Source organism: Shewanella sp. SM71 (assembly GCF_025653905.1).
GTDB lineage: Bacteria > Pseudomonadota > Gammaproteobacteria > Enterobacterales > Shewanellaceae > Shewanella > Shewanella oncorhynchi.
The window spans coordinates 179,492-204,911 of record NZ_JAKKRW010000006.1 but is presented as its reverse complement, the minus strand read 5'-3'; the positions used below and the strand labels follow the sequence as shown (position 1 = coordinate 204,911).

The 25,420-nt window shown below is 37.6% G+C and carries 24 protein-coding genes; 22 read left to right on the top strand and 2 right to left on the bottom strand.

Going from position 1 to position 25,420, the window contains the following annotated elements; all coding sequences use genetic code 11:
* Positions 1-202 precede the first annotated feature (202 nt).
* The 20 genes from rfaH to wecA all read left to right on the top strand — a co-directional run bounded on the left by rfaH (position 203) and on the right by wecA (position 20,364).
* The gene (gene rfaH / locus L5L97_RS08120; RefSeq protein ID WP_263181632.1) at positions 203-709 is read left to right on the top strand and encodes a transcription/translation regulatory transformer protein RfaH; all 507 of its coding nucleotides are present in this window, start codon (positions 203-205) and stop codon (positions 707-709) included.
* Between the two features lie 709 nt (positions 710-1,418).
* The gene (locus L5L97_RS08115) at positions 1,419-4,157 is read left to right on the top strand and encodes an SLBB domain-containing protein (RefSeq protein WP_263181631.1); all 2,739 of its coding nucleotides are present in this window, start codon (positions 1,419-1,421) and stop codon (positions 4,155-4,157) included.
* A 128-nt stretch (positions 4,158-4,285) separates the two neighbouring features.
* The gene (locus tag L5L97_RS08110; protein ID WP_263181630.1) at positions 4,286-4,663 is read left to right on the top strand and encodes a four helix bundle protein; all 378 of its coding nucleotides are present in this window, start codon (positions 4,286-4,288) and stop codon (positions 4,661-4,663) included.
* A gap of 78 nt (positions 4,664-4,741) precedes the next feature.
* On the top strand, positions 4,742-5,716 hold the full coding sequence (locus L5L97_RS08105) for a Wzz/FepE/Etk N-terminal domain-containing protein (protein WP_263181629.1): 975 nt from the start codon (positions 4,742-4,744) through the stop codon (positions 5,714-5,716).
* 269 nt (positions 5,717-5,985) lie between these two features.
* Positions 5,986-7,056 carry a dTDP-glucose 4,6-dehydratase gene (gene rfbB, locus L5L97_RS08100; RefSeq protein WP_263181628.1) on the top strand — a complete coding sequence of 357 codons (1,071 nt, stop codon included), beginning with the start codon at positions 5,986-5,988 and terminating at the stop codon, positions 7,054-7,056.
* 57 nt (positions 7,057-7,113) lie between these two features.
* Positions 7,114-7,977 carry a glucose-1-phosphate thymidylyltransferase RfbA gene (gene rfbA / locus L5L97_RS08095; RefSeq protein ID WP_263181627.1) on the top strand — a complete coding sequence of 288 codons (864 nt, stop codon included), beginning with the start codon at positions 7,114-7,116 and terminating at the stop codon, positions 7,975-7,977.
* Positions 7,978-7,995: 18 nt separating this feature from the next.
* Positions 7,996-8,550 carry a dTDP-4-dehydrorhamnose 3,5-epimerase gene (rfbC, locus tag L5L97_RS08090; RefSeq protein WP_028761156.1) on the top strand — a complete coding sequence of 185 codons (555 nt, stop codon included), beginning with the start codon at positions 7,996-7,998 and terminating at the stop codon, positions 8,548-8,550.
* Positions 8,547-9,374, top strand: coding sequence for an NAD-dependent epimerase/dehydratase family protein (locus tag L5L97_RS08085; RefSeq protein ID WP_263181626.1), 828 nt, complete (start codon positions 8,547-8,549; stop codon positions 9,372-9,374). Before rfbC ends, L5L97_RS08085 begins: the two co-directional genes overlap by 4 nt.
* Position 9,375: 1 nt before the next feature.
* Positions 9,376-9,993 carry a CatB-related O-acetyltransferase gene (locus L5L97_RS08080; RefSeq protein ID WP_049821769.1) on the top strand — a complete coding sequence of 206 codons (618 nt, stop codon included), beginning with the start codon at positions 9,376-9,378 and terminating at the stop codon, positions 9,991-9,993.
* Positions 9,986-10,570, top strand: a complete 585-nt coding sequence (locus tag L5L97_RS08075; protein WP_263181625.1) for an acyltransferase — start codon at positions 9,986-9,988, stop codon at positions 10,568-10,570. Before L5L97_RS08080 ends, L5L97_RS08075 begins: the two co-directional genes overlap by 8 nt.
* Positions 10,571-11,467 (top strand): glycosyltransferase family 2 protein, encoded by an 897-nt coding sequence (locus L5L97_RS08070; RefSeq protein ID WP_028761153.1) that lies wholly within the window; start codon positions 10,571-10,573, stop codon positions 11,465-11,467.
* 1 nt (position 11,468) lies between these two features.
* Positions 11,469-12,587 carry an EpsG family protein gene (locus tag L5L97_RS08065; protein ID WP_028761152.1) on the top strand — a complete coding sequence of 373 codons (1,119 nt, stop codon included), beginning with the start codon at positions 11,469-11,471 and terminating at the stop codon, positions 12,585-12,587.
* The gene (locus L5L97_RS08060; RefSeq protein ID WP_263181624.1) at positions 12,588-13,754 is read left to right on the top strand and encodes a glycosyltransferase family 4 protein; all 1,167 of its coding nucleotides are present in this window, start codon (positions 12,588-12,590) and stop codon (positions 13,752-13,754) included. It begins immediately after the preceding gene.
* Positions 13,747-14,898: a hypothetical protein gene (locus L5L97_RS08055; protein ID WP_263181623.1), complete on the top strand. Its 1,152-nt coding sequence runs from the start codon at positions 13,747-13,749 to the stop codon at positions 14,896-14,898. The genes L5L97_RS08060 and L5L97_RS08055 overlap by 8 nt, the downstream gene beginning before the upstream one ends.
* Complete coding sequence (locus L5L97_RS08050; RefSeq protein WP_263181622.1) at positions 14,895-16,058, top strand: glycosyltransferase; 1,164 nt, start codon at positions 14,895-14,897, stop codon at positions 16,056-16,058. The genes L5L97_RS08055 and L5L97_RS08050 overlap by 4 nt, the downstream gene beginning before the upstream one ends.
* Before the next feature lie 2 nt (positions 16,059-16,060).
* A complete protein-coding gene (locus L5L97_RS08045; protein WP_028761148.1) occupies positions 16,061-17,092 on the top strand; it encodes a dehydrogenase in 1,032 nt (343 codons plus the stop codon).
* Positions 17,077-17,673, top strand: a complete 597-nt coding sequence (locus L5L97_RS08040; RefSeq protein WP_028761147.1) for an SIS domain-containing protein — start codon at positions 17,077-17,079, stop codon at positions 17,671-17,673. The genes L5L97_RS08045 and L5L97_RS08040 overlap by 16 nt, the downstream gene beginning before the upstream one ends.
* A 5-nt stretch (positions 17,674-17,678) precedes the next feature.
* Positions 17,679-18,380 (top strand): sugar phosphate nucleotidyltransferase, encoded by a 702-nt coding sequence (locus L5L97_RS08035; RefSeq protein WP_263181620.1) that lies wholly within the window; start codon positions 17,679-17,681, stop codon positions 18,378-18,380.
* Positions 18,377-18,910 (top strand): D-glycero-beta-D-manno-heptose 1,7-bisphosphate 7-phosphatase, encoded by a 534-nt coding sequence (gene gmhB, locus L5L97_RS08030; RefSeq protein ID WP_263181619.1) that lies wholly within the window; start codon positions 18,377-18,379, stop codon positions 18,908-18,910. Before L5L97_RS08035 ends, gmhB begins: the two co-directional genes overlap by 4 nt.
* Before the next feature lie 413 nt (positions 18,911-19,323).
* Positions 19,324-20,364 carry a UDP-N-acetylglucosamine--undecaprenyl-phosphate N-acetylglucosaminephosphotransferase gene (gene wecA, locus L5L97_RS08025; protein WP_263181618.1) on the top strand — a complete coding sequence of 347 codons (1,041 nt, stop codon included), beginning with the start codon at positions 19,324-19,326 and terminating at the stop codon, positions 20,362-20,364.
* Positions 20,365-20,695: 331 nt separating this feature from the next.
* Here wecA and L5L97_RS08020 read toward each other — a convergent pair whose 3' ends face one another.
* Positions 20,696-21,403, bottom strand: coding sequence for a HutD family protein (locus tag L5L97_RS08020; RefSeq protein WP_263181617.1), 708 nt, complete (start codon positions 21,401-21,403; stop codon positions 20,696-20,698).
* A 188-nt stretch (positions 21,404-21,591) separates the two neighbouring features.
* Entirely contained in the window at positions 21,592-22,044 is a 453-nt protein-coding gene (locus L5L97_RS08015) for a copper resistance protein NlpE (RefSeq protein ID WP_131523116.1), read from the bottom strand.
* A 259-nt stretch (positions 22,045-22,303) separates the two neighbouring features.
* Here L5L97_RS08015 and L5L97_RS08010 point away from each other — a divergent pair, with 259 nt between their 5' ends.
* Together L5L97_RS08010 and L5L97_RS08005 are read left to right on the top strand one after the other, a co-directional pair.
* Positions 22,304-23,845 (top strand): DUF3369 domain-containing protein, encoded by a 1,542-nt coding sequence (locus L5L97_RS08010; RefSeq protein ID WP_263181616.1) that lies wholly within the window; start codon positions 22,304-22,306, stop codon positions 23,843-23,845.
* Complete coding sequence (locus tag L5L97_RS08005) at positions 23,842-25,212, top strand: GAF domain-containing sensor histidine kinase (RefSeq protein ID WP_263181615.1); 1,371 nt, start codon at positions 23,842-23,844, stop codon at positions 25,210-25,212. Before L5L97_RS08010 ends, L5L97_RS08005 begins: the two co-directional genes overlap by 4 nt.
* Positions 25,213-25,420: the final 208 nt, after the last annotated feature.

Below are 25,420 nucleotides of genomic sequence, written 5' to 3'. Positions count from 1 at the left end.
TTTTGGTAAGCTAAGTGGTGACATTATCAGCAGTATAGTGTTGTGATTTTAATTATGAATTAGTTAATGTGAGCGTCATTGTATGCATACCGAGCGAGAGACTGGAATAGTCGAAAAATTACTTCCACCGACTTGAGCATCTTTGCTATGATTGCGACCCGTGAATGGACGTCACTTATTTATAGGGTAGTGAGATTAGCTTATGAAGGCATGGTACCTTTTGTATTGTAAACCTCGTAGTGAAGCGAGAGCACAACAGAACTTAGCACTTCAAAATTTAGAGACGTATTTGCCTATGGTTTCTGAAGAGAAATCTCAGCGCGGGCGCAAACAAGTCTGTCGTGTACCACTCTTTCCTAATTATTTATTCATCAATTTTGACCCAAATCAGACAAGTGTCAGGCAGGTCCATTCTACTCGTGGTGTGAATCGAATCGTTAATTGTCAAGAGAAAATGACGCCCATTGACGACAGAATTATCCATGCCATTCGCATGAAAGAACTAACGCCTTCCCAAACATTATTAGACGAAGCATTAGAGCTAAAAACGGGGGAAAAAATTCGTTTTACAGATGGCCCCTTTGTCGATCTAGAAGGCATTTTTCAAGAAAAATGCCCAAACAAACGTTGCCATGTTCTTTTTAACATTATGGGGCAGATAAAGACGGTTACTGTACCTGAGCAAAGTGTGGAACGAATTTGTGTTTAAGTGCACAAGTACAAACCTGTTTGTAGGAGTAATGCTGAGTATTCTGTAAGATATTAGCTATTCTTGAAGTTAATAAAATATTTACCAAAGTGACAAGGTGTTTAATATTTACTTAAAAATCAATTCTTTGGCTTTGTTTAGGGTTTGTTATTACATTTTTCAAAATGTAACCAGTTAAGCTGTGACCTTAAAAACGGCTGTTTGAACACTAAGTGTTCTGTGGGTAGTGAATCTTTGAAGTAAGATTCTGTAATCATAAAGTTAGAATATAAGCTCTTATCTTAAGTGTTTACATCCTATGGTTAAGGTATTTTACTAGCGAAACTGAATGAGTCTAGAGCTTAACTATTTCTTGTAACACTGTTTTATGTTAATGAAAAATATGAATTTTCGCATCGCGAAGGGCAATATAGAAGCCGCAATCTATGGGCGGTAGCGTGTCTGAAAGACATCGAATGAATAGTTTCATTCGTTAAGCGGACGCCGAAGGCCTCGGGCCGCCACGCGGATCGGTAGCGTGTCTGAAAGCAAAAAAGGATGGCCTTCGGTCTGCTAGAACGCCACTTCGTGGCTCTAGGTCGCTTCGCTCTAGGTCGCTTCGCTCTAGAACGCTCGCAGGCTTGCTTTAGAATCTAGAAGGAGCTAGCGACGCTCTGTTTTTTCTAGCAACTCTGCTTTTTATCATTTTAAATCCAATCGGAGATATCTGGTGTTACAACAAATCAAAAAATTCATCATAGTAGGCCTTGGCGCCACAATATTGATGGGCGCTCAGGTTCATGCCGTTACGCCATCTCCACAAATGATTGAGCAGTTCAAGCAATTACCTAAATCTGAACAGGCAAGGCTTGCTAAGCAATACGGTATTGATCCTAATATGCTTTCAGGCTCTCAGGCCCAAACTCAGGTTACAAATCCTGAAGTCGTAGGGGCAAGAGACACCAATACTCGAGTTTCCGATGCCGATAAAAAAGCGGCTAAAGCTGAGTTAGATTTTTCTGAAGATCCCAGCAAAATAAAATTGCGTCGTTTCGGTTATGAGATGTTTGCTGGTGAACCTAGCACATTTGCACCTGTGTCAGATGTACCGGTTCCGGGAGAGTACCTCGTTGGTCCAGGTGATAACATTAAAGTTCAGCTTTATGGTAAAGAAAATAAAGAGTATGACCTCGTCATTAACCGTGAGGGGGTTATCCAGTTCCCTGAGCTAGGTCCAATACCAGTCATGGGGCTTAGTTTCTCTGAGCTCAGAGACTCTTTATCCCAGCGTATTAGTGAGCAAATGATAGGTATTGAGTCCAACATCACTATGGGTGAGTTGCGCTCGATACGCATTTTTGTGGCCGGTGATGCCTATAAACCTGGTTCGTATACGGTTTCAAGTTTATCAACTATTACTCAGGCTCTGTTTGTCGCTGGTGGTGTTAACGAGATCGGTTCATTACGTAATGTACAGCTGAAACGTAATGGCAAACTAGTTGGTACTTTAGATCTTTATGACCTGTTAATGCGAGGTGATGCGTCGGGGGATTTAAGACTCCATTCTGGTGATGTGGTGTTTATTCCTTCTATCGGCGGCCTTGTAAGCGTAACCGGCGAAGTAAGACGCCCAGCCATTTACGAGCTAAAACACAATGAGAGCATGGCTGACGTTATCGCAATGGCCGCCGGGTTAAATACAGGAGCATATCCTAAAAGCAGTTCAATAGAGCGTTATAATAGTAAATCTTTGAAAACCATAGTTAACGTAGACTTAACCTCTGAGCAAGGTAGAAACACACCGGCCAAAGCAGGTGACATTGTTCGTGTAAAAAGTGCGTCGGAGCAATACGAAAGTGCCATCACTATAGCCGGGGCTGTTGTTCGTCCGGGTAAATATCAATGGTTTGCCGGTCAAAAAGTGAGTGACGTATTACCTTCTCTATGGGGAGATTTAGCGGCTTCTGCTGATCTCGATTACGCAATCGTGATCCGTGAAGTAAATCAGTACGGTGATATTGAAGTGCATCAATTCTCACCAGGGAAAGCAATTAGTGCTAAAGAAAGTGGCCAAGATCTTAGCTTAAATGCGCGTGATAAAATAATCCTGTTTAATTTTTCAGATGATATACAGAATCGCTATGAGTTAAATAAATTAGTAAAAGAGCGTGTTGAAAAAGTCACTTCTTTAAATACAAGTAATCTTTTAGGTTCAGATTTATTTAAAGCCGGTTTTGTTCAACTCGATAAAACTAAGTTATCGCAACGTACCGACCTTGCTGGTGTAATACTAACAGATAAGAAAGAGTCGGAAGAAGCTGAGGTTGTTAAAGGCGTTGTCAATAAAATGTTGGCAAATTTATTTGACGATACAGAACTACTTAAACTCAGTAATCAGATGGGCCGTCAAGAGTTACTCTACCCTGTAATGGTTAAATTAAATAGCCAAGGGCGAGCAGGCTCGGGTATTCAAGTTGTTGCTATTGATGGGCAGGTAAGAGAGCCTGGAGTATATCCGCTGACCGTGGGTGCTCGGGTGAATGATTTAGTGATCGCTGCGGGTGGTTTAAAAGAAGGTGCTTATACCGCTAGAGCTGAATTAACCACTACCTCAACCGATATCAATGGTTCGAGAATTAAGCATAATAATCTTGATTTAACACAAGCTTTGCAAGGAATCGAAAGTGCCAATATCCGTTTAACTGGGCGTGACATGCTAACAGTGATGACGACTCCGGATTGGCAAGAATCTAAAGTTGTTGAAATCCGAGGCGAAGTAAAATTCCCTGGACGCTACAATATCCGCCGCGGTGAAACACTAAATGATTTAATCGCTCGTGTGGGTGGGTTTACTGAATATGCTTATTTGCCATCAGCTGTATTTGTGCGCGAGTCTGTTCGTAAGCAAGAGCAAATAGAGATTAAAAAGTTAGCCGATCAATTGCGTCGAGATATAGCCACACGAGGTGTATCGCAGGATGGCACTATGGTCAATTATGCTGATGCACAATTGATGTTGGCCGATTTAGAAAATATCAAAGCGGTAGGGCGCCTTGTTGTCGATTTAGCGGCAATTTCATTAGGGATTGAACAAGCGAATATACAGCTTGAAGATGCTGATATCCTCTATGTTCCCTCGACCAAGCAAACCATTGCAGTGATGGGAGAGGTTCAGCACCCCGCAACTCACAGATTTAAAGATGGCTTAACTTTGGACCAATATTTAGCTATGTCTGGTGGTGCGCGTAAACGTGCTGATGAAGACCGCACTTACGTTATCCAAGCAAATGGCTCAGTGCTAATGCCTGGCCGTTCGAGTTGGTTTAGTAGCGAAGATCAGTTACAACCGGGTGATACCATTATTGTGCCATTAGATACGGAATATAAAGATAACCTAAGTCTCTGGACACAGATCACGGGTATTATCTATAACACCGCCGTAGCTGTATCAGTTATCGCAGGGCTTTAAAACGAAGATGCTAGGACGCTTGCAAGCTCGCTCTAGGACCTAGAACCTAGGACCTAGGACCTAGGACCTAGGACCTAGAATCTAGAACGGCCTTCGGCCTCTAGGACCTTCTCTAATTAAGGAACATCATGCGATTCGAACAATTGGATGTTTGGAAACGCGCTTGTCGCCTTTCATGTGATGTTTATAAGGAACTTAAAAATTGCCGAGATTATGGGCTCAGAGATCAAATGACCAGAGCGGCAGTTTCTATTCCCTCAAACATTGCAGAGGGGGAAGAACGTGAATCAACCGCTGAATCTGCAAGGTTTCTTTATTTTGCAAAAGGCTCATCAGGCGAACTGATAACGCAAATATATATTGCGATAGAAATTGGTGTGATAGACAAGCAAAACGGAATGACTCTTATCAAAGAGGCTAAAGAAATTTCAGCAATGATTGCTTCTTTGATAAAAATACGAAAAGGCAGTGTCCGAGAAGAGTTCGCAGATTATAAAAGTACATAGAATCTAGGACCTTCTTTAAATATCTTTAAGCTTTCCTAGGGTCTAGCACCTAGGATCTAGGACCTATAACCTAAAAAAATGAACACACAAATTACTCAAAATCCAAATACATATAAAACAGACGCGCAATTCCCTCAAACCACAAGCGATGACGAAATTGATCTTCGTGAATTGTTCTCTGTCATCTGGCAAGGCAAATGGTTGATTATTGCTATTACAGCTGTATTCGCGATTGGTGCGGTTATTTTTGCTATAAAACAACCCAATATCTATAAATCCGAAGCTTTATTAGCTCCCGCATCTGAAGAGCAAGGCGGTGGTTTAAGTGCATTAGCATCGCAGTTTGGTGGCTTAGCAAGCTTAGCTGGGGTAAATTTAGGTGCTAAGGGCGGTACGGATAAAACAGAGCTCGCCATTGAGGTATTGAAATCCCGCCAATTTACCAGTGATTTTATTCAAAGACACAATATCCTCGCCGATTTAATGGCCGTCGAAAAATGGGATAGGGATGCCGATAAAATTATCTATAACCCTGAACTTTATAACGAGCAGACCACCACCTGGGTACGTGAAGCTAAAGCGCCATTTAAACCAGAGCCTTCAATGCAGGAAGCCTATAAAGTCTTTAGCAAAATGATTGCTGTTAATAAAGCGAAAGAAACTAGCATGGTCACTATTTCAGTTGAGCATTTATCACCATCTGTTGCGCAGCAGTGGGTTGCTTGGTTAATCCAAGATATTAACAAAGTAATGAAAGACCGCGATGTAGCTGAGGCGAATCGTAGTAGTGAGTTTTTAAATAAACAAATTGCTTTAACTAATGTGGCAGACATCAGAACCATTTTGTATAAGTTAGTAGAAGAACAAGCTAAAACCATTATGTTTGCCGAAGTGCGTGATGAATACGTTTTTAAAACGATTGACCCTGCTCTAGTGCCTGAAGAAAAAGCAAAGCCTAAACGTGCTCTAATTTGCGTATTAGGTACTCTCCTTGGCTGTATGTTAGGGGTAATGCTAGTGCTAGTAAGGCATTTTGTAAGAAAAGACGCTTAGGACGCAGTAAAAAGCGCTGCGCTAGACTCTAGAAGAAGTGAACGACTGCATGGTCAATTTTGTTCCATACAAAATCTGACATTTCCACCATCCATGGTGGTCAGATGCAGGAGGTAGCACGCTTTTTAATAAGAGCGCAGGAGCAGTTATCGAGCGACGCTCTGCTTTTTCTAACTGGGCGTAGCCCCCGCTCTAGCCGAGAAGCGTTCCGTTAACCGCTTTCTAATTCTTGCAAGCGTTACATTTTATATTTTATCGAGGTATTTTTAGTGAAAATTCTGGTTACAGGTGGTGCTGGCTTTATCGGCTCTGCAGTCGTTCGTTATATCATCAACAATACTCAAAATAGCGTGATTAATGTTGATAAGTTAACTTATGCTGGCAATCTTGAATCACTACTTAGTGTTGAAAAAGATGAAAGATACACTTTTGAGCAAGTAGATATTTGTGATCGAGTAGAGCTAGATAGAGTTTTTAATAAGCACCAACCTGATGCAGTAATGCATTTAGCGGCAGAATCTCACGTAGATCGTTCTATTACTGGTCCATCAGATTTCATTCAGACCAATATCGTTGGTACATATACGCTCCTTGAAGCAACGCGTTCATATTGGAGCGAGTTACCGACAGAAGCAAAGAAAGCTTTTCGCTTTCATCATATTTCTACTGATGAAGTTTATGGCGATTTACCTCATCCAGATGAAGTTAAAACTCCAGAAGAGTTAACCCTTTTCACCGAAACAACGCCCTATGCACCTAGTAGTCCTTATTCTGCATCTAAAGCCTCAAGTGACCATTTAGTGCGAGCATGGCTGCGAACCTATGGCTTACCTACTATAGTCACAAACTGCTCCAATAATTATGGTCCGTATCACTTTCCTGAAAAGTTGATCCCATTGGTAATCCTTAATGCACTCGAAGGCAAGCCATTACCTATTTACGGTAAAGGCGACCAGATCCGCGATTGGTTATATGTCGAAGATCATGCTCGCGCATTATACAAAGTGGTTACTGAGGGCAAAATTGGTGAAACCTACAATATTGGTGGTCATAACGAAAAACAGAACTTAGAAGTGGTGCAAAGCATCTGTAGCATCTTAGATTCATTAGTGCCTAAAGCCACGCCTTATGCTGAGCAAATTACCTATGTAACTGATAGACCAGGTCATGATCGTCGTTATGCCATTGATGCCACAAAGATGAGCATCGAGCTCAATTGGCAACCACAAGAAACTTTTGAGACAGGTCTACGTAAAACCGTTGAATGGTATTTAGCAAACCAAAAATGGTGTCAGCATGTACAAGATGGTACCTATCAACGTGAGCGATTAGGTATCTAAAGTTATTTAACTTGTTTTTGACCGTTGACCATTGACCGTTATCGATTTAGAGGATTTATGAAAGGAATTATTTTAGCGGGTGGTTCTGGTACTCGACTCCATCCAATAACCAAAGGTGTATCTAAGCAGTTACTGCCTATCTATGACAAACCAATGATTTACTATCCATTGTCAGTCCTTATGCTAGCGGGTATTAATGAAATCCTCATTATTACCACGCCTGAGGAGCAAGAGGGTTTCATTCGTTTACTCGGTGATGGAGAGCAGTTTGGTATTAAGTTAAGTTATGAAGTTCAACCGTCTCCTGATGGTCTGGCGCAGGCCTTTATTATCGGTGAGAAATTTATCGGCACAGATAACGTCTGTTTAGCTTTAGGTGATAACATATTTTTTGGCCAAGCATTTGGTAAACAACTTAAACATGCAGTGCAAAATTTATCTGGTGCAACTGTGTTTGGTTATCAAGTTATGGACCCTGAACGATTTGGTGTTGTTGAGTTTGACACAGAGTTTAAAGCACTGTCGATTGAAGAGAAACCAGAGCAACCAAAGTCGAATTGGGCAGTAACTGGGTTGTATTTTTATAACAATTCAGTTGTTAATATTGCTAAACAGGTCAAACCTTCTGAACGAGGAGAACTTGAAATTACAAGTATAAATCAAGCTTATTTAGAACTGGGAATCCTTAACGTTGAACAATTAGGTCGCGGTTTTGCTTGGTTAGATACCGGAACACATGACTCTCTGCTTGAGGCTTCTCAGTTTGTACAAACAGTTGAAAAAAGACAGGGGTTTAAAATAGCCTGCCTTGAGGAAATTGCTTTGCTACAAGGGTGGTTAACAAAACAACAAGTAAGAATAACAGCAGAAACATTGTCTAAAACGGGTTACGGTCAGTACTTACTCAACATCACAAAATAATTGATAAAGAAGTTAACTATGAATGTTATTAAAACAAAAATTACAGATCTATTAATTATTGAGCCTAAAGTTTTCGGCGATGATCGCGGTTTTTTTTATGAAACATTCCAAAAGGAGAGATATAAAGCTGCCGGAATAATTGATGATTTTGTGCAGGATAATCGTTCACGCTCTACTAAAGGTGTACTAAGAGGTTTACATTTCCAAAAAACAAAACCTCAAGGTAAATTAGTTACAGTAACGGATGGTGAAGTTTTCGATGTCGCAGTCGATCTACGCCCAAACTCTGAAACGTTTGGCCAATATGAAGCCATCATTCTTACCGGCTCTAATAAGTTACAATTTTATGTACCACCAGGGTTTGGCCATGGATTTTGCGTGTTGAGTGACACTGCAGATTTCCAATATAAATGTACCGACTATTATGACCCTGCGGATGAAAGTGGCTTGTTATGGAATGATCCACAGCTAAATATTCAATGGCCAATTAATGCGCCCTTATTATCCGAAAAAGATGCTCAACTTCCAACATTAACTGATATAAAAGACAAATTAGTGAAGGGATGGTTATGACATTACAGACTTTTACTATTATTGGTGGTAACGGCTTCATTGGCAGTGAAATTGCTAAAAAATTATCTTTAAGAGGACATAATGTATTTATTCCTCAAAAGGAAGATGACAGTCTATGGAGAAAAGACCTCGGCATTATTATTTATTGTGCAGGTCATGGTGACTGTATAAATAATCCTCTCAAAGTTATTGATTCAAATACGACTCTAGTCGCAAGACTATTGGCAGGGTCAAATTTTGCACGTTTTATATATATATCATCTACTCGTGTGTATATGGGTAATGAAACTGCTTTTGAAAACGATAATTTAAGAGTATTAAGTAATGATAACAGACGTTTATTTAATTTAACTAAGTTAGTAACCGAAGAGTTATTACTTCGAAGTAATAAAGATATAGTCATTTTAAGGCCGAGTAATGTATACGGCGTTGCTTTAGATAGCCCTTTGTTTTTGCCAGCGATCACTCGCAATGCCATAACCACGGGTAAAATAGACATGTATGTATCTCCTGATTATGCTAAAGATTATGTCTCAGTTGATAGTGTGGCTGAAATGACAATAGCAATAGCACTGAAGGATGTGATAGAGAGTAAAATATTCAACTTGGCTGCAGGATATAATGTGAAGGCAAGTGAGATAGCAAGTGTATTACAGGCCGAAACTGGATGCATAGTTAATTGGCATTCTGTAAATAATTCCATTGAGATTTTTCCAGAAACATCTATATCCCTTATTCAACAAAATATTAGATTTTATCCATCTGATGTACTAAATGATTTACAATTGATGATAACACGATTCAGAGAAGTGATGGCTCTGTGATATGAGAACATTAAAAAAGAGAATGTTAGATTTTTTTTATATAATTCGTTCTGAATTTTATAAATTAAAATGTAAAAATGTAAAATTTAGTGAAAAGGTAATTCTATTTTCTAAGGCATCGATAGTTAATTCTAAGGTTGGAAGGTATACTTATTTTGCTGGATTTGCAGATGTATCTAATGCAGAGATAGGCTCATTTTGCTCTATTGCAAAGGATGTGATTATTGGGATGGGTAAACATCCAATATCATACTTCAGTACATCACCAGCCTTATTTTCAGATAAAACTATTTTACCTCACCGTTTACTCCCTTTTGATTCAAATTATAAAGATTTTGAAACAGTAATAATTAAGGATGATGTTTGGTGTGGTAGAGGCTGTATGATTCTAGATGGAGTCACTATTGGACAAGGTGCAATTATAGCAGCTGGAGCTGTTGTAACTAAAGATGTTATGCCATATACGATCGTCGCTGGATGTCCTGCAAGAGTAATATCATCAAGATTTTCTGATGAAAATATTCAGTACTTAATGAGTATTGATTACAGCATATTATCAGTTGATGAAATTATAATTTTAGCTAATAAATTTAATGTCCAGGATAATAAAAGTGTTTGAATTATTTGAAAAAGGTTGCAGGCGTTTTCAAATTGCAATATGGATTATTTTAAATTGTTATAGATTTAAACATCTCGGAATACGTAGTTACGTTTATAGTTCTACTCGCATTAGTGGACATGCAAATATCTCAATTGGTAGTAGAACTGGCATATCTGAGTTTGCTTGGCTTATGGTTGACACCTCTGTAAATAAGAGTCCCCAATTAATTGTCGGTGATGATGTTTATATTGGTCGATTACTTCATCTCGTTTGCTTTGATGAAATCATTATTGGAAATTCAGTATTGATTGCTGATAAGGTTTATATTTCAGATAATCTCCATGATTATAATGATATTTCAAAACCAATTAAAGAACAGCCCATCATAGTGAAAAATAAAGTAAAAATTGGTAGTGGTTCTTGGATTGGTGAAAATGTTTCTATAATCGGCGCCAATGTCGGTAAAAACTCTGTTATTGCTGCACATTCTGTTGTAACTAAAGATATTCCAGATTATTGTGTTGCAGCAGGTATTCCAGCTAAAATAATTAAGAGGTACGATTTCGATCGTGCAGAATGGATAAAGGTTGATTAGATGAACCCAAGTAAATTGAAAATTGGCGTCGTGACTGTTACTTACAATGGCGCCGAAGTTCTAGATGATTTTTTTCAATCTGTGCAGCTACAAACAAGTTCCAATTATCATCTATATGTAGTAGATAATGCTTCATCAGATCAAACCCTTGAAAAAATTGCTTTTGCCCAGTCACAAAATAATGCCATCAGCTTAATTAATAATCAGGTTAATGTAGGTGTCGCAGAAGGTAATAATCAAGGGATCAAGCAGGCACTTGAAGACGGCTGTGATGCAGTTTTGTTGCTTAATAATGATACAACATTTGAGTCAACGTTCTTTTCTTCACTAGCTGACAGTATGGCTAAACATAATGACCAAATACTTGTGCCTAAAATCTATTATCATGACAAACCCAATATTATTTGGTGCGCTGGCGGTGAGTTACAATTATGGCGTGGTTATGGTGCTAAACACCTTGGCCTTAATGAGACTAATAATAATCAAAATAATACTCGTAAAATTATTGATTATTCACCAACATGTGCCATGTTAATTAAATCTTCTGTTTTTGAAAAAATTGGCTTTATGGATGAGAAATATTTTGTCTATTGTGATGATACCGATTTTTGCATTCGAGCCAAATTAGCCGGCGTACCGCTTATATATGACCCGGATATGTCTTTATGGCACAAAGTTAGTAGTATTTGCGGACTTAACTCGCCTTTTTCAATTCAGATGAGTACCAGAAATCGTATTTATATGATAAAAAAGTTTGCTCCTGTGTATACTCGTTTATATCATTATCTTGTTAATCAAGCGGAATATATTTTAAGGTTATTTCTAAAAGGCGAAGGTAAAGCTGAATATAGGCTTCGTCAGAAATCATTTTTTGCCGGATTAAGAATGAAACCATAGAATGCATTTTATATTAGTGATCTCCATATTTTATTGCTTTCTATTAGCAGTATTAAAACCCAAGTTATATTATATCCCTTGGGCTATTATTACGTTCGTCGCTGCTTTTCGTTTTTTTGTAGGACCAGATTTTTATAATTATTACTATATATTTGATATATTAAATGCGGCCAATGGGAAACCAATATATATCGAGCAAAACGGGGAGATTTTATATGTCTATCTTGCTAAATTCATTATGGCTATTGGCGGCCAAGCCCAGTTACAATTTGCTATATCAGCATTGTTAACAAGCTATTTTTTTTATCAGGGATTTAAATATCTTTGTCGAAATAACGGACTGTTATTTTTTACTGTATCCTTGCTTTATTTACCTTTCCTCTATGTTGCATCGTTAAACATTGTTAGGCAATTAATTGCCACTGCGATATTTGTTTTTGCTATTCGATATATTATTGAAAATCGATTGTACTCCTACTTTTTAGCGGTATTTTTAGCATCTCTTTTTCATATGAGTGCAGTGATTTTATTTCCTCTTTATTGGTTACTAAAGTGGAATGTTCCCAAGAATGTTGTGTTTGTCATTTTTTTAGGAATATTTGTACTCATTTTTTTCAATCCGTTGTCATATATTTCTTTTTTAGTAGCGAACCCTGCCTATGCTTATTACTTAACAGACCCAGATTATGCAGCGGATCTAGGTGGTTTAGATAGGATATTCGCTTTGTGTATAATTTTCTTTAGCTTTCTGTGTAATTTAAAGTTAGATAAAAATAATTTAATTAATAGAGTAATGGCAAATTCATTAATTATATTTTCCTTCATTACGGTTTGTGCACTTCACGTTTATATATTTAACCGTATTGGGACTTACTTTAAGCCAGCCTTAATTATGATATTATCACTTGCAATTATCACGGTAGTTGAAGAGTTTAAATTTGATCGAACATTAAGAAAAATGACTGCTGCAATTGTATTTATGCTTTTATTCACGTTAGTTAGTGTTAAAAAAGCGATGGATTATCCTAGTTATGCACAGTTTACTTTTAATTTCGCTTTATTCTCAGATCCTGTGCCTTTGGTTGTATATGGAGATCTTGCTGCTGCGCAAGTAAATTAGATGATGAAAAAAAGATTTGGTTTAGTATTTGAGTACATGTTTGATATCCATAATGAAAGAGATGTCGCACAAGTCTCTAAGGCATTATCAGAAACTACTGGTAAAGCCCTCTGGGTTTATACTCGTAATAGTGATTATAGGCTTGCTGATCGCACCGTTTCTTACCCAAAAGGTATTAATGCTACCTCAAAGGCATTGATAAAAAATGAACTGTATATGAGCTTGAAACCTTCTGTTTTTTTTAGTTTGTGGGGAGGCTATCGCTCAGCCCAAGATTGTGACGCTATCATGGTGATGTACTATGGTATCGGTGCCTTTGTTACTGCGACAACATTTAAATTTTTTAAAATGTTGCAGGGAAAAAAAGGTGTTGTATATTCAAAAGCCGATTTAGGTAGCAGAAAGATTGAGAGAGATAATTTTTTACTTCAAGATAGTCGTCTAAAATTTTTCTTTAGATTTCTCTACCACTACCTTATGCCATGGGCTATTGATTACCTTTCTGTAGAAACAGTAGAGGGCAAAAAATGGCTAGTTAATAAACTAAAACGAAGCGAAGATAAAACTTTTGTTACTTATAATTGTCCGGCTTTATATCCGATAGAAAAGATAAGTTTTTTCGATAGAAAAAAGCAAATAATCTTTGTTGGCAGAGTTTCAGCGCCAGAAAAAGGTGTTAAGTATCTAATTCAGGCATTTATAAAACTTGTTAAACAACATTCAGACTACAACTTGATTATTGTTGGTCCATATGATGAAAGTTGGTTACAGTTGATGGAGAGTGATTTTTCTATTAGTTCTTATCCAATATCTTTTTTGGGTAATGTTGAAAGTAAAGAAAAATTATTTCAATTATACTCGGAGTCACAATATTTCGTATTACCAAGTTTATTTGAAGGTAGTCCTCTTTCATTTGTTGAAGCTATATGTTGCAATGTTATTCCTGTTTGTTCTGATGTGTCCTTTGTTTATAAGGAAGTCCTTGAAGAAAATGCTAAATATTGTTTATTTGACTCTGAAGACACAGAACATCTGGCAGAAAAACTTAGATTTCTTATTGATAATGTTTCAATATCTGAAAAAATATATAGCGATATAGAAGTTATTTCTTCTAATTTCAGTTGGAATACACAGTTGGCTAGTGTGTCTAAGGTTTTAAGTGACTAAATCAATCTTTTTTTGGGTGCTTCGCTCTGGTTTAAATATTGGCATACCTTATTTTATTGTATTGTTAGCACAACAAAGTAAAGCAATTGATGTTTTGCATTTAATGCCAGTGATTTTTTTTTGTAATGTACTGCTTGGGGTTGGTAGAAGTGCAACTTTAGTTAGTGTTTTAAATAAATATTCAGAATGGGCCAGATTGAAAGTTTTTACATATCAATACTTCGTTTTAATATTGATTTTCTTGCCTATTAGCGTTATGGATATGCTTGACTATAGTTTTTTCGTCATAACTACAATGTTATTTAGCCTCGGCTTTTCAAGTATATCTTCTTCTGTTGGACTGTCCATTGAGAAAAGTAAGGGGCTTGCCCATAATTCATTAGCAGAATCAATAATTTCATTATTTGTTTTTATATCGATTCTCTTAGCTTTTTTACTTGAACATTTAAGTGTGTATGTTATCTATACAATCTTTATACTAAGGGAAGTGTTTTATCTCTTACTGATGATTGTTAGTAGTAGATCAACATCTGCAGTACAAGAAATTGCAATCTCTACTGTAGCAGAGGTAAAATCAATACCAGTTTTTGAATTAGTTTTATTTTCTTTTTATTGGGGATTCCCAATTCTAAAAGATACTGTCTTGAATAGTTTTATTAGTAATATGATAGACAGTCATTCTTACGGAAATATTTTTTCATATCAAATAGTTTTAGGTGTTCCTTCATTATTCATGGCTATGCTTATTAGACCTTTTATATCTAATGCAAATTTTTCGTGGAAAGATATAGATAAACGACTATTTATAGTCTACTACATTGCTGTTTTTATTTATCCTTTGTGTTACTGGTTTTATTTAGGGGATGAATCTATTTCTCTGGCTAATTTTTACTTGTTGTCAATGTCAAACTTCATTGCTCCTTTTGTCGCATTTTTTACTGCTATTTTATTATTGAATGGTAAGTCACATTATGCATTATTTCAAAATGCTTTATGGTTGGTTATTCCAATCGCTACGCTTATTTTGTTCAAGGAACTATCACCTTGGCAATCAATGATTTCTGTAACTATATCGTCTAATTTAGCTACATTATTTACTTTTTTCTATTTTTACTTTTATTTTGCGAAAAAAAATACAATATGAAGAAAAAAATGTTATTTATCTGCTCACGTATTCCATACCCGCCAGTTGGAGGGGATAGAGCAAAGAATTTTAATTTATTGAATAAACTTAAAAACACTTATGATATTCATCTTGTTGTTATAACTTCAGAGCCTGTATCAATTGAAGCCCAATCTTACCTTGACTCTGTAGGTGAAAATAAAGTTTTTACAAAAAATAAATGGGACTTTATTAAGTCATTTTTGTTTGGTATTTTAAATTTACCTAAACCACTACAAGTTAGCTTGTATTATTTCAAGGATGTAAAAGAGTATGTTAATACACAAAGCTTAGGGTGTGATATTCTTTTTTCTACTCTTGTTCGTACATCTGAGTATGTAAGGATGTTAGAAAAGCCTAAGGTTTGTGATATGGCAGATAGTATAGGGCAAAATTACGCACGCTCTTACAAGCATGTAAAATCAAAAATAATGGCCGCTTATTACTACGTTGAATCTAAGTTTTTAATTAAGTATGAGGAAGTAATTGCTGAAGAGTTTGATGCAGTATTCTTATTTAATAAGCAGGAGTTAAATAATTTTAAGTGTAAGAGCAATCTTGTATGGATTCCTCATGGTGTAAATGAAAGTCTAATTGACTATACCATTCAATCTACTAAAGAGAAAGCGGTTGGATTTATTGGAAAAATGGACTATCAGCCCAATATTGATGCTGTTTTATGGTTTGTTCATAATGTCATTCCTTTACTCCCTAATGATGTGAAGTTTTATATTATAGGCGCCAAGCCTACTCCGCAAATTTTGAATTTAGCATCAGAAAGCATTATTGTTACAGGATTTATGGATGACCCTTTTCTATTGTTGTCTGGATTGAAAGTAGCTATTGCACCTATGGTGACAGGTGGTGGTATTCAGAATAAGGTTTTAGAAGCTATGGCTTTAGGGGTCGCAAATATTGTTAGTCCTCTTGCTGCGAAACCAATGAATGATTTACACTATGGCAGTGATTTGATTGTTGCGGATACTCCAGAACAATGGAGTGAAGAAATAATTAGAATAATTGGCGATGAAGATTTAAGAGTGAAACTTGAAAGAAATGCAAGAGACTATATAGTGAAATCTTATACATGGTCTGCATCTGCTAATATTTATATAAATACTATTAATAAATTTTTGAGGTAATAATGAGAGTAGTGCATAGTAAAGCACCATTAAGGTTAGGGCTTGCAGGAGGTGGGACGGATGTTAGCCCTTATAGTGATCAATTTGGAGGATTAGTCCTAAATGCTACAATCTCATTATCTACTCATGTTCATATTAGACTTTTGAATGAAGAACAAGTTGTCTTTGAGGCAACTGATTTTAATGTTAAAGAGGTTTTGCCTTTAAGTCGTGAGTTTGAATTATCTGGTTCATTAATTTTGCATAGAGCTGTATATAACAAAATTATAGATCAATTTAATAATGGAAAGCCTCTGTCGATACATGTTGTTTCTTATTCTGACGCTCCACCGGGTAGCGGCGTTGGTTCATCATCTGCTTTAGTTGTTGCACTTGTACAGGCTTATCAAGAGCTATTGTCACTTCCTCTTGGTGAATATGATATTGCACACTTAGCTTATGAAATCGAACGTATTGACTGTAATATGTCTGGTGGTAAACAAGATCAATATGCAGCGGCATTTGGTGGTTTTAATTTCATGGAGTTTCATGAGAATGATAATGTAATTGTTAATCCATTGAGAATAAAAGAAGATATAAAGTTAGAATTAGAAAGTCGATTGCTTCTATATCATACTGGAAAATCAAGAGAGTCAGCTAAAATTATTGAACAGCAAATTGAAGCCACAAAACATATTGATGGTGTTGCATTGAATGCAATGCATGAGATACGAACAATTGCTGTTAAAATGAAAGAGTTGCTACTGAAAGGCGATGTTATTACTTTTTTAGAAGTGTTAGGTCAATCATGGAATGCTAAAAAAAGTGCTGCATCTGGAATTAGTAATCAATATATAGATGAGATTGCTTCAGCTGCAGTTTTAGCAGGGGCGTCTTCACTTAAAATTTCTGGTGCTGGAGGTGGCGGATTTATGATGATCGCTGTGTCTCCAGAAAATAGAAATAATGTTGTTAGAGCATTAAGTCATTTTAGTGGTCAGTTTTTTTCATTTAAATTTGTAGAGAGCGGAGTTAAATCATGGAAAAGCAATTAGAAAGATTGAAAAAGGGAATTTTAGATTCAATTAGAGTTAAAGAGTCCGTTCTGAATGATGAGATTCTATTGTCTGCAATAGTGACTGTTGGTGAGTTGATGGTTGAGACTGTGAAGCGAGGCAACAGAGTTATTTTTGCTGGTAATGGCGGTAGTGCTGCTGATGCACAACATTTGGCGGCTGAATTTGTTAGTAGATTTGAGTTTGATCGCCCTGGTTTACCTTCGTTATCTTTATCTACCGATACCTCAATGATCACTGCTATTGGAAATGACTATGGTTATGAGAATCTTTTTAAGCGTCAACTAGAGGCTCAAGCAAGAGCTGGTGATATGTTTGTCGGTATCACTACATCTGGTACTTCAAAGAATGTCCTCGCTGCATTTAACGTTTGTAAATCATTAAACGTTACTTCCGTGGCTCTTTGTGGTTCAGGTGGTGAATTAGAGAATTTGGTTGATGTTGCTATTAAAGTTCCTTCACTACATACAGCTCGGATTCAAGAGGTTCATATCACGGTTGGACATATGTTGTGTCAGCATGTTGAATTGGAGATGTTTTCGCACCTTAAGCCGGAATAATATAAATGAATAGTAAGACTTGTATTGTTTTAGCTGGCGGGTTAGGTACTCGACTTCGAAGTGTTTTAGCTGATGTTCCAAAATGTATGGCTCCAGTAGGCGATAAGCCTTTTTTACAAATACTACTAGAGAGCCTAGTCGCTAAAGGTTTTGAACATTTTATTTTATCTCTTGGTTATAAGGCTGAAGTAGTCATTAGCTATTTGGCTTCAAGTTCATGTAGTCAAAATTTTACATATCAGTGCATTGTTGAAAATGAACAGTTAGGAACTGGCGGGGCTATTCGCTATGCTATGGACATGTGTAATATAGACCAAGCAGCAGTAGTCAATGGTGACACTTTAATTACTGGTGATTTTTTTAACGACACTCTTGATTTTCTACATGTCGAATCAAAAGTGAAAATGCTCGCAATTGAAGTCGATGATAGAGCTAGATTTGGTGGTGTCACCTTTAAAGGTGATAAGCTTATTTCTTTTCTTGAGAAAGGGAATACTGGGCCTGGTGTTATAAATGCAGGGATTTACAATGTGAAACGTAGCTCCTTTGATGTAATTCCACCTAATTTAAAAAGCTTTTCTTTTGAAGTGGATGTTTTACCAGCTTTAATTTCTTCCTTACAAGTGGAGGTTACTACTGTTTCTGCGGCTTTTATCGATATTGGTGTTCCTGACGATTACTATAAATTAGTTAGTGACTACTCATGAAAGTAGTATTTTTAGACCGAGATGGAGTAATTAATGTTGAAAAGAACTATTTATATAAGACTGAGGATTTTCAGTTTATTGATGGTACTTTTGAAGCGTTAAAAAAATTTATTTCACAGGGTTATGCTATTGTGATTGTGACGAATCAGGCAGGTATAGGTAGAGGTTTCTATACTGAGGAACAATATTATTTATTGACTCAACACTATCTAGATTTATTAGCAATTCAAGATATTCATGTTGCAGCTGTTTATTATTGTCCTCACCACCCTCTACATGGTATTGGTATATATTTAACTGACTGTACCTGTCGTAAACCTCATCCCGGTATGTTGCTAAAGGCTAAAGAATCTTTAAATATTGATATGAATAAAAGTCTTTTATTTGGAGATAAAATTTCAGATATTATAGCCGGGAAAAGGGCTGGTGTTGGGAAGTGTTATTTAGTTAGATCTGGACATGCTTTTTCTGATCTTGATTCTGAGCAAGCTGATGGAGTATACAACCTATTATTGGATTATTTAAAATAAGTTTAGAAAGTACTGCTTTTCTATTGTTATCCTATAGTCAGTTCTGTTGTTGATTGTTGAATCGCCCCTTCTTGGGGCAAATCAAGCTGTCTTCCCAGAAAGGGGATTCTTTGCAATCGTAATTTATTGTTGTAAGTGTGTTACCTGTAATCTCCTAAATTTTTATAAAGTTTGAAATAAAAATATTTTAGGTGAGGAATAAGTGAGGAACTATCAATCTTCCTTGTGTTTTTTGTAGGTATTATAGGGTGTTCCTAGGCTTCTTTGTATGCTACCGACCTTAAGTTGTTGTTTTTTTTGGTGTAAAATTTTTTCATTGATTACTTATGGCTTGAAGTCAATACTGCTATAATCTGTTGTCATATTTTTAAAGTCATCTGAATAATTCTGTATTTGGCTTAAGGAAGAGATTTATGGAATACCTCATACCGTTTTTAACTGTTTTTTGCTTAACGTGTGTTGCGATTAAAGTGTTTAACCCTATTGCTCAACGGGTCGGTTTGGTTGATTTGCCTAATGAACGTAAGTTACATGTTGGTGCTATCCCTTTGATTGGCGGCATTTCTATCTATTGTAGCGTTCTGCTTGTTTCTAGTATTTTTATAGAACAGAGTCAAATTTTAAACCTATATCTGATTTCTGCGGCACTAATCCTCTTTCTTGGTGTTCTTGACGATAAGTATGATCTTTCAGTTAGGATTAGGATGGCTGCACAAGTAATTACTGCATCAATTTTGATTTTTGGTGCGGGATTATATTTAACATCATTTGGTCATATTCTACATTTTTTTGAGCTTAAATTAGGCTATGTCGGTGTTGTTATCACTATTTTAGCCGTAATTGGTGCTATTAATGCTTTTAACATGGTTGATGGTATTGATGGTTTAGCGGGTATGCTGAGTTTAGTGACTTTTTCATCTTTAGCTTTTTTGTTTTACTGGGCTGGTAATAGCTGGTTTATGCTACCTTTACTGTTTATTGGCGCAATTTTGGGGTACTTACTATTTAATTTGCGTTGGCCTTTTGGTTCGTTGCAAAAGATTTTTATGGGTGATGCTGGCAGTATGTTAATTGGTTTAACTGTAGTTTGGATGCTGGTTATAGGCACTCAACCTAACATTTCAGTATTTTCACCTGTCACTGCTTTATATTTGATTGCGATACCCTTAATGGATATGACTGCAATTATGTATAGAAGAGTGAAAAAGGGGATGTCTCCCTTTAAGCCAGACCGGGATCACTTACACCATATTTTTGAGCGTGCAGGGTACAACCGTAAACAGACTTTAATTCGTATTTCATTAGCTTCTTTATTTCTTGCTGTTTTGGGTATTGCTGCCGAAATTATACATATTCCCGAATGGATTATGTTTGTAACCTTTTTAGCTATTTTCGTAGCGTACAATTGGGCTTTATCAAATGTATGGCAACTTTTAACTTGGATCCGTAAGTGATGATAGTTTTATAGATAGTTAGTTTTCTAATGCCAATTCAGTTGAATTGGCATTTTAGTTTTTAACATCTTATCTTGACGAGCAAGGCATCGGCGGAGCTTTTTATTAGCGCATGGCATTGCACCTATGGTATACCGATAGTTCTCACTAACTGCACCAATAATTATGAGCTTTTTAATATCCCGATAAGTGGGTCTAGTTAATTGTGCATAACGTACATACAGGCATGCCGTTGCTTATATAATATTGATATCTCTAATGAACTTTGTTATCTTGCGGTTGTACACTGGACTTGAGATTTACTTAGGAAGTTCGTAACCACTCCCTCGCTTTATGGCTTGCAGACAGTAATAGATACTTTAAGTAGTCTACTTGGTCTTGTTGTTTTTAACCTTATACCATCGCCTTGTTGTAAAACGAGAATATCATAGGGCATGATCTCGATAAGCTTTCTATTGTGCTCCCATGTCATGGTATCTAAGCAGCAAAGTATTTGGATGATAGGGACGTAAGCTCCAGTTTTTTGCAGTTCATTTGGATAGTTGTTTGAGGTTGTAATCTGTTCTTCGATAAATATGTCATCAAAGCTAAGCCTTTGCGTATGCGCTTTAAATGCGCCGCGTTTGGTCATGACATTGAAATCAATAACATCACTGCCTAATAATTGACTTGTTATTGAGGTTTCACCTGTAAAGCAGAATGGGCTATCTGTGGGTGTGAGTCGCTTATACTCAGTTGTATCTGTATTTCCTGATGTCTTTTCTCCAGCTCCAAGGCCATTTATCTGTTTTGTCCTTTCATGACTATTGATGCTGAGTTCAACACCATCACCTTTCAGAATGACCAGTTGCCTGTCTATGCCAATAAATGATGAAAAAGGTCCGTTGCTGCTAATACTTGCAATGCTGATCCGATAATCAAATTCAGTAAGTTCGGCATTGATGGGGGAAATGAGTAGCTGTTTTGTGCTTCCACCACCATTTTTCCATGGCGTTGATGGGCAATCTTGATAGCGGATCAGTTGTATGCTGTTATTCAAAATCACCTCTTTATTGGTTAAGAAGGTTTTCTTAGCTTCACAACTTCTAAAGCATGGCTTTGCGATTGCAGAACATTTCTGTGTGACTTATGGATAACGGTACGGAGGCTTTGCTCTTACGTTAAGTACAAAGCCGCCGTTATTCATAATCTAATACCGCAGCTGAGTGCTAGCTGCCAGCTCTGCTTTTATAGACCTTTCTTTTTTAACACATAATTTGCAGCAAGTTCGCCGGTGATCCGTTTGCCTTCAGTGTCTAACATGATCAACTGATTTTCACCGACCAAATATTGTGTACCATCTTCTAGGGTGATTTTCTGGCCCAGTTCGTCCCATGTCACTTTGCCCATCAGTTTTAAAATCTTTTCATCTTTACCTAAATAAACTGTTTCTTGAACAAAGCTATTATCAGCTTGCAAAGTGATTAGGGTTTGCATTCCTTCACAACTGGCGCAAGGCAATACGCCTTCATAACTACCAGCCCAATCGAGCGAGTTTTGGCTGGTATCACCTACTGGGATGGATTTTGCCGCTTCTGTTTGAGCTTGGGCTGTATTGACTGCCGTTTCTTCTTTTGGGGCTTCTGAGCAAGCAGTGGTGAATAAAGCCAGCAGTGCGATGTAACATAGTGATTTTTTCATAGTAGCTCCAATAGAAATTTTGGGAATTATGCATTAAGTGCACTCATCATACCCGCCAAGGCTAGGTTAGGCTAACTTTTGCTATTTCTATTTTTATAACAATAGCTTAAGTTGTTTTTGTGTGGGTTTTAAGTGGCCACTATGTTAGTTGTTAGTCCTAAGCGGTAATTAATGGGATGATAATTTATCCTTTGAAACTAGTCACTTTCAAGATTGAATCTATACTAAAACGTAACTATTCATCGTAAACGGTGGTTTTGTGGCGTTATTTAAGAAAAGTGCTGATGTTATCGAAGATACATCCCATAAGCCTAAACAAGGCATTTGGAAGGTGGCCATTATTGATGATGAACCTGGGATCCATGATGTAACTCGATTTGCGCTAAAAAATCTGACCTTAGATAATCGAGTCTTGCAGTTCTACTCCTGTTACAGCGCTACTGAAGGTTTAACATTATTTCAAACTGAATCAGATATCGCCTTGGCCTTTATTGATGTCGTCATGGAAACCGATCATGCAGGCTTAGAGTTAGTCCAAAAAATTCGCACTGAATTAAATAACCACAGTACCCGCATCATTTTACGTACGGGCCAGCCAGGGCAAGCACCTGAAGAGCAAGTTATTCGGGATTTTGACATTAATGATTATAAAGCTAAAACAGAGCTCACCGCGGCTCGGCTTAAGTCTTGTGTGTACACCTCATTGCGCTCCTATCGCGATATAAAAATTATCGAGCAAAGCCAAAAGGGGATGGAGAAAGTGATTGCTGCTTCCACCTCTGTACTTAAGAGCCATACATTGCATAACTTTGGTAGTGCAGTGCTCGAACAGACCTTGCAGCTGCTCAATCTTGAAAGCTCGGCTCTTTATCTCACGAGTTATCATCAAGACCTTTACCTCGATACTCAAATGAATCTGCTGGCCGCCACGGGAGATATGATCAGTTACTTTGAAGGTGGCAGCGTTGAGACTCTGCCAGGGGATGTGCGGGAGCATATTATTGAAGCGATAGCGCTAAAAACCTCGCTGATCCGTGACAATATTTATGTTGGATTTTATGAGCTTAGTGGACATGTCACCAGTATTTTATATTTACAACACAACACTAAGTTAACGGATTTTCAAGTCAGCATTCTTGAGCTATTTGCGGCAAATGTGAGCTTAACCTTTGAGAACTTGTCGGGCCGTGAAAATGTGCAGCAGACACAAAGGGAGCTAATTTTAATCATTGGAGATGCCATTGAGCAGCGCAGTAAGGAAACTGGAGCCCATGTGCGCCGCGTAGCGCGCATGACAGAAATGCTCGCGATTGCCATTGGTATGAAAGCAGACTTTATCGAAACTATTCGTTATGCGGCGCCACTTCATGATGTAGGCAAAATCGGTATCCCTGAGAGTATTTTACATAAACCCGGTAAACTCGACGCCGAGGAATGGGCGATTATGCAAACCCACGCAGAGAAGGGTTATAACCTGTTGGTTGGCTCAAATCGTATCATTGCCAAAATGGGCGCTAGAATTGCTTATACTCACCATGAACGTTGGGATGGGCAAGGTTATCCCCGTGGGCTATCGCAGGAAGACATTCCTATTGAAGGTCGCCTGATGGCGATTGTTGATGTGATTGATGCTTTGCTTTCCAAGCGAAGTTACAAAGAAGCATGGTCTGTTGAGGCGGTGCGCGAGTACATCTTAGCGCAATCTGGTAAACAGTTTGATCCCATGTTATGTGAAGCCAGCCTTGATTTGTTAGATGTGTTTGCCTCCCTACATATTCATATTCCGGACGAGCCGCTATGACCCGAATGCTTGATCGAATTTTATTTGATGTCAGTAAGTCTCAGGTTATTGATGAGGGTGATCTCATTCAAGCATCACAACTTATCGTGAGCTCAATTTGTAAGGGATTACTGATCTCTCGGGCGGGCATTTGGTTGTTGAGTCCGGATAATCAGAGCATCACTTGTTATTATTCACTCGACAATCAGCAACCACAAGAAGCGTTAGTGCTCACTCGCGCGCAGTTTCCCCATTACTTTAGCCTGCTCGACAATGAGCGCACAATTGTCGCCAATAAGGCGCAAACGGATCCCGCCACTAAAGAATTTGTCGAAACCTATCTTAAACCGAATCAGATCAGCTCTTTGTTGGATAGTCCTATTCGTCACCACGGCAAAATGGTGGGGATTATTTGTTCTGAACATCAGGGCGAGGCGAGGGAATGGACTCGGGATGAGAAGGCCTTTGCCTCGGCACTGGCCGACCTTTTTGGTCGAGCCATGAGTGCTAAAGAGATCATTGAATATCAACAACAGCTCAAGCTCATTAATACCGATCTTGAGCATCAAGTTGAGCTGCGTACCGCAGAGCTAGAAACTGCATTATCGACTTTGAAATCAACCCAAAAACACTTAATTGAAAATGAAAAAATGGCTGCCTTAGGCAGCTTAGTCGCAGGTGTTGCCCATGAAGTGAACACCCCCCTTGGCATAGCTGTCACATCCGTGACCCATTGTTTGGATGAGTTATCCCTATTGAAAGGACTCTTTGAGAAAAACGAGCTCGATGAGGATAAATTTGTCAGCTTTATCAATACAATGCAGGATGGTTTATGTTTAATTGAGCGTAATCTTTCCCGTGCTGCAGAACTGGTGCATAACTTTAAGCGCACTGCAGCAGACCAATCGATACTGGAACGCGAGCGCTTTAATCTGAAGAATTACATTTTTCAAATATTTAGTTCATTAAAACCCTTGATGCGTAAGAAAAATATCACTTTAAAAGTTGAACTTGACGATAATATTTTTATTGATTCTTACCCCGGTGCGATAGCACAAATTTTCACTAACTTAGTCGCGAACAGTTTTCGCCATGCTTTTCCCGATGATTTTGTCGGTGATAAGCAAATTGTGATAGTGGTTGAAAAAGTGGCTTCGCAGATCAAGATGATTTATGAAGATAATGGCGTAGGCATGTCCGATGAAGTGAAAGCCAAAGCATTTGAGCCTTTTTTCACCACCGCAAGGCAGAGTGGCGGAACAGGTTTGGGGATGTCGATTATTTATAATCTGATCACACAAAAACTGAATGGTAATGTGTCACTCTTCTCTGTGCCTAATCAGGGATTACGTATTGAGATGCTGATCCCTGAAAGTAGTAAGGGTTGAGATAGGTTAGCGTCTTCTTATATGTTTATTAAGTAAAAGACGAATTGAAATCTTACTGAGCCAAGATGGTATTTAGCTTTTGCGGTTTACTATTCTGTAGCGTTGTTTTTCTTGCATTAACAGCCAACAGCCCTGTTATCCATTCTTCCTGCTCGCGACATTTTGTATGCTACAATCTTGGCACTTCAACATGGTTTATCAATTCTAA

What these genes read in the sequence shown, in the direction of transcription:
- L5L97_RS08045 (WP_028761148.1), top strand. Translation starts at nt 16,061, where the DNA reads ATGAGAGTAGTGCATAGTAAAGCACCATTAAGGTTAGGGCTTGCAGGA.
- L5L97_RS08015 (WP_131523116.1), bottom strand. Translation starts at nt 22,044, where the DNA reads ATGAAAAAATCACTATGTTACATCGCACTGCTGGCTTTATTCACCACT.
- L5L97_RS08035 (WP_263181620.1), top strand. Translation starts at nt 17,679, where the DNA reads ATGAATAGTAAGACTTGTATTGTTTTAGCTGGCGGGTTAGGTACTCGA.
- L5L97_RS08005 (WP_263181615.1), top strand. Translation starts at nt 23,842, where the DNA reads ATGACCCGAATGCTTGATCGAATTTTATTTGATGTCAGTAAGTCTCAG.
- L5L97_RS08065 (WP_028761152.1), top strand. Translation starts at nt 11,469, where the DNA reads ATGCATTTTATATTAGTGATCTCCATATTTTATTGCTTTCTATTAGCA.
- L5L97_RS08040 (WP_028761147.1), top strand. Translation starts at nt 17,077, where the DNA reads ATGGAAAAGCAATTAGAAAGATTGAAAAAGGGAATTTTAGATTCAATT.
- wecA (WP_263181618.1), top strand. Translation starts at nt 19,324, where the DNA reads ATGGAATACCTCATACCGTTTTTAACTGTTTTTTGCTTAACGTGTGTT.
- L5L97_RS08060 (WP_263181624.1), top strand. Translation starts at nt 12,588, where the DNA reads ATGATGAAAAAAAGATTTGGTTTAGTATTTGAGTACATGTTTGATATC.
- rfbA (WP_263181627.1), top strand. Translation starts at nt 7,114, where the DNA reads ATGAAAGGAATTATTTTAGCGGGTGGTTCTGGTACTCGACTCCATCCA.
- L5L97_RS08080 (WP_049821769.1), top strand. Translation starts at nt 9,376, where the DNA reads ATGAGAACATTAAAAAAGAGAATGTTAGATTTTTTTTATATAATTCGT.
- L5L97_RS08070 (WP_028761153.1), top strand. Translation starts at nt 10,571, where the DNA reads ATGAACCCAAGTAAATTGAAAATTGGCGTCGTGACTGTTACTTACAAT.
- L5L97_RS08105 (WP_263181629.1), top strand. Translation starts at nt 4,742, where the DNA reads ATGAACACACAAATTACTCAAAATCCAAATACATATAAAACAGACGCG.
- L5L97_RS08110 (WP_263181630.1), top strand. Translation starts at nt 4,286, where the DNA reads ATGCGATTCGAACAATTGGATGTTTGGAAACGCGCTTGTCGCCTTTCA.
- rfaH (WP_263181632.1), top strand. Translation starts at nt 203, where the DNA reads ATGAAGGCATGGTACCTTTTGTATTGTAAACCTCGTAGTGAAGCGAGA.
- gmhB (WP_263181619.1), top strand. Translation starts at nt 18,377, where the DNA reads ATGAAAGTAGTATTTTTAGACCGAGATGGAGTAATTAATGTTGAAAAG.
- rfbC (WP_028761156.1), top strand. Translation starts at nt 7,996, where the DNA reads ATGAATGTTATTAAAACAAAAATTACAGATCTATTAATTATTGAGCCT.
- L5L97_RS08050 (WP_263181622.1), top strand. Translation starts at nt 14,895, where the DNA reads ATGAAGAAAAAAATGTTATTTATCTGCTCACGTATTCCATACCCGCCA.
- L5L97_RS08085 (WP_263181626.1), top strand. Translation starts at nt 8,547, where the DNA reads ATGACATTACAGACTTTTACTATTATTGGTGGTAACGGCTTCATTGGC.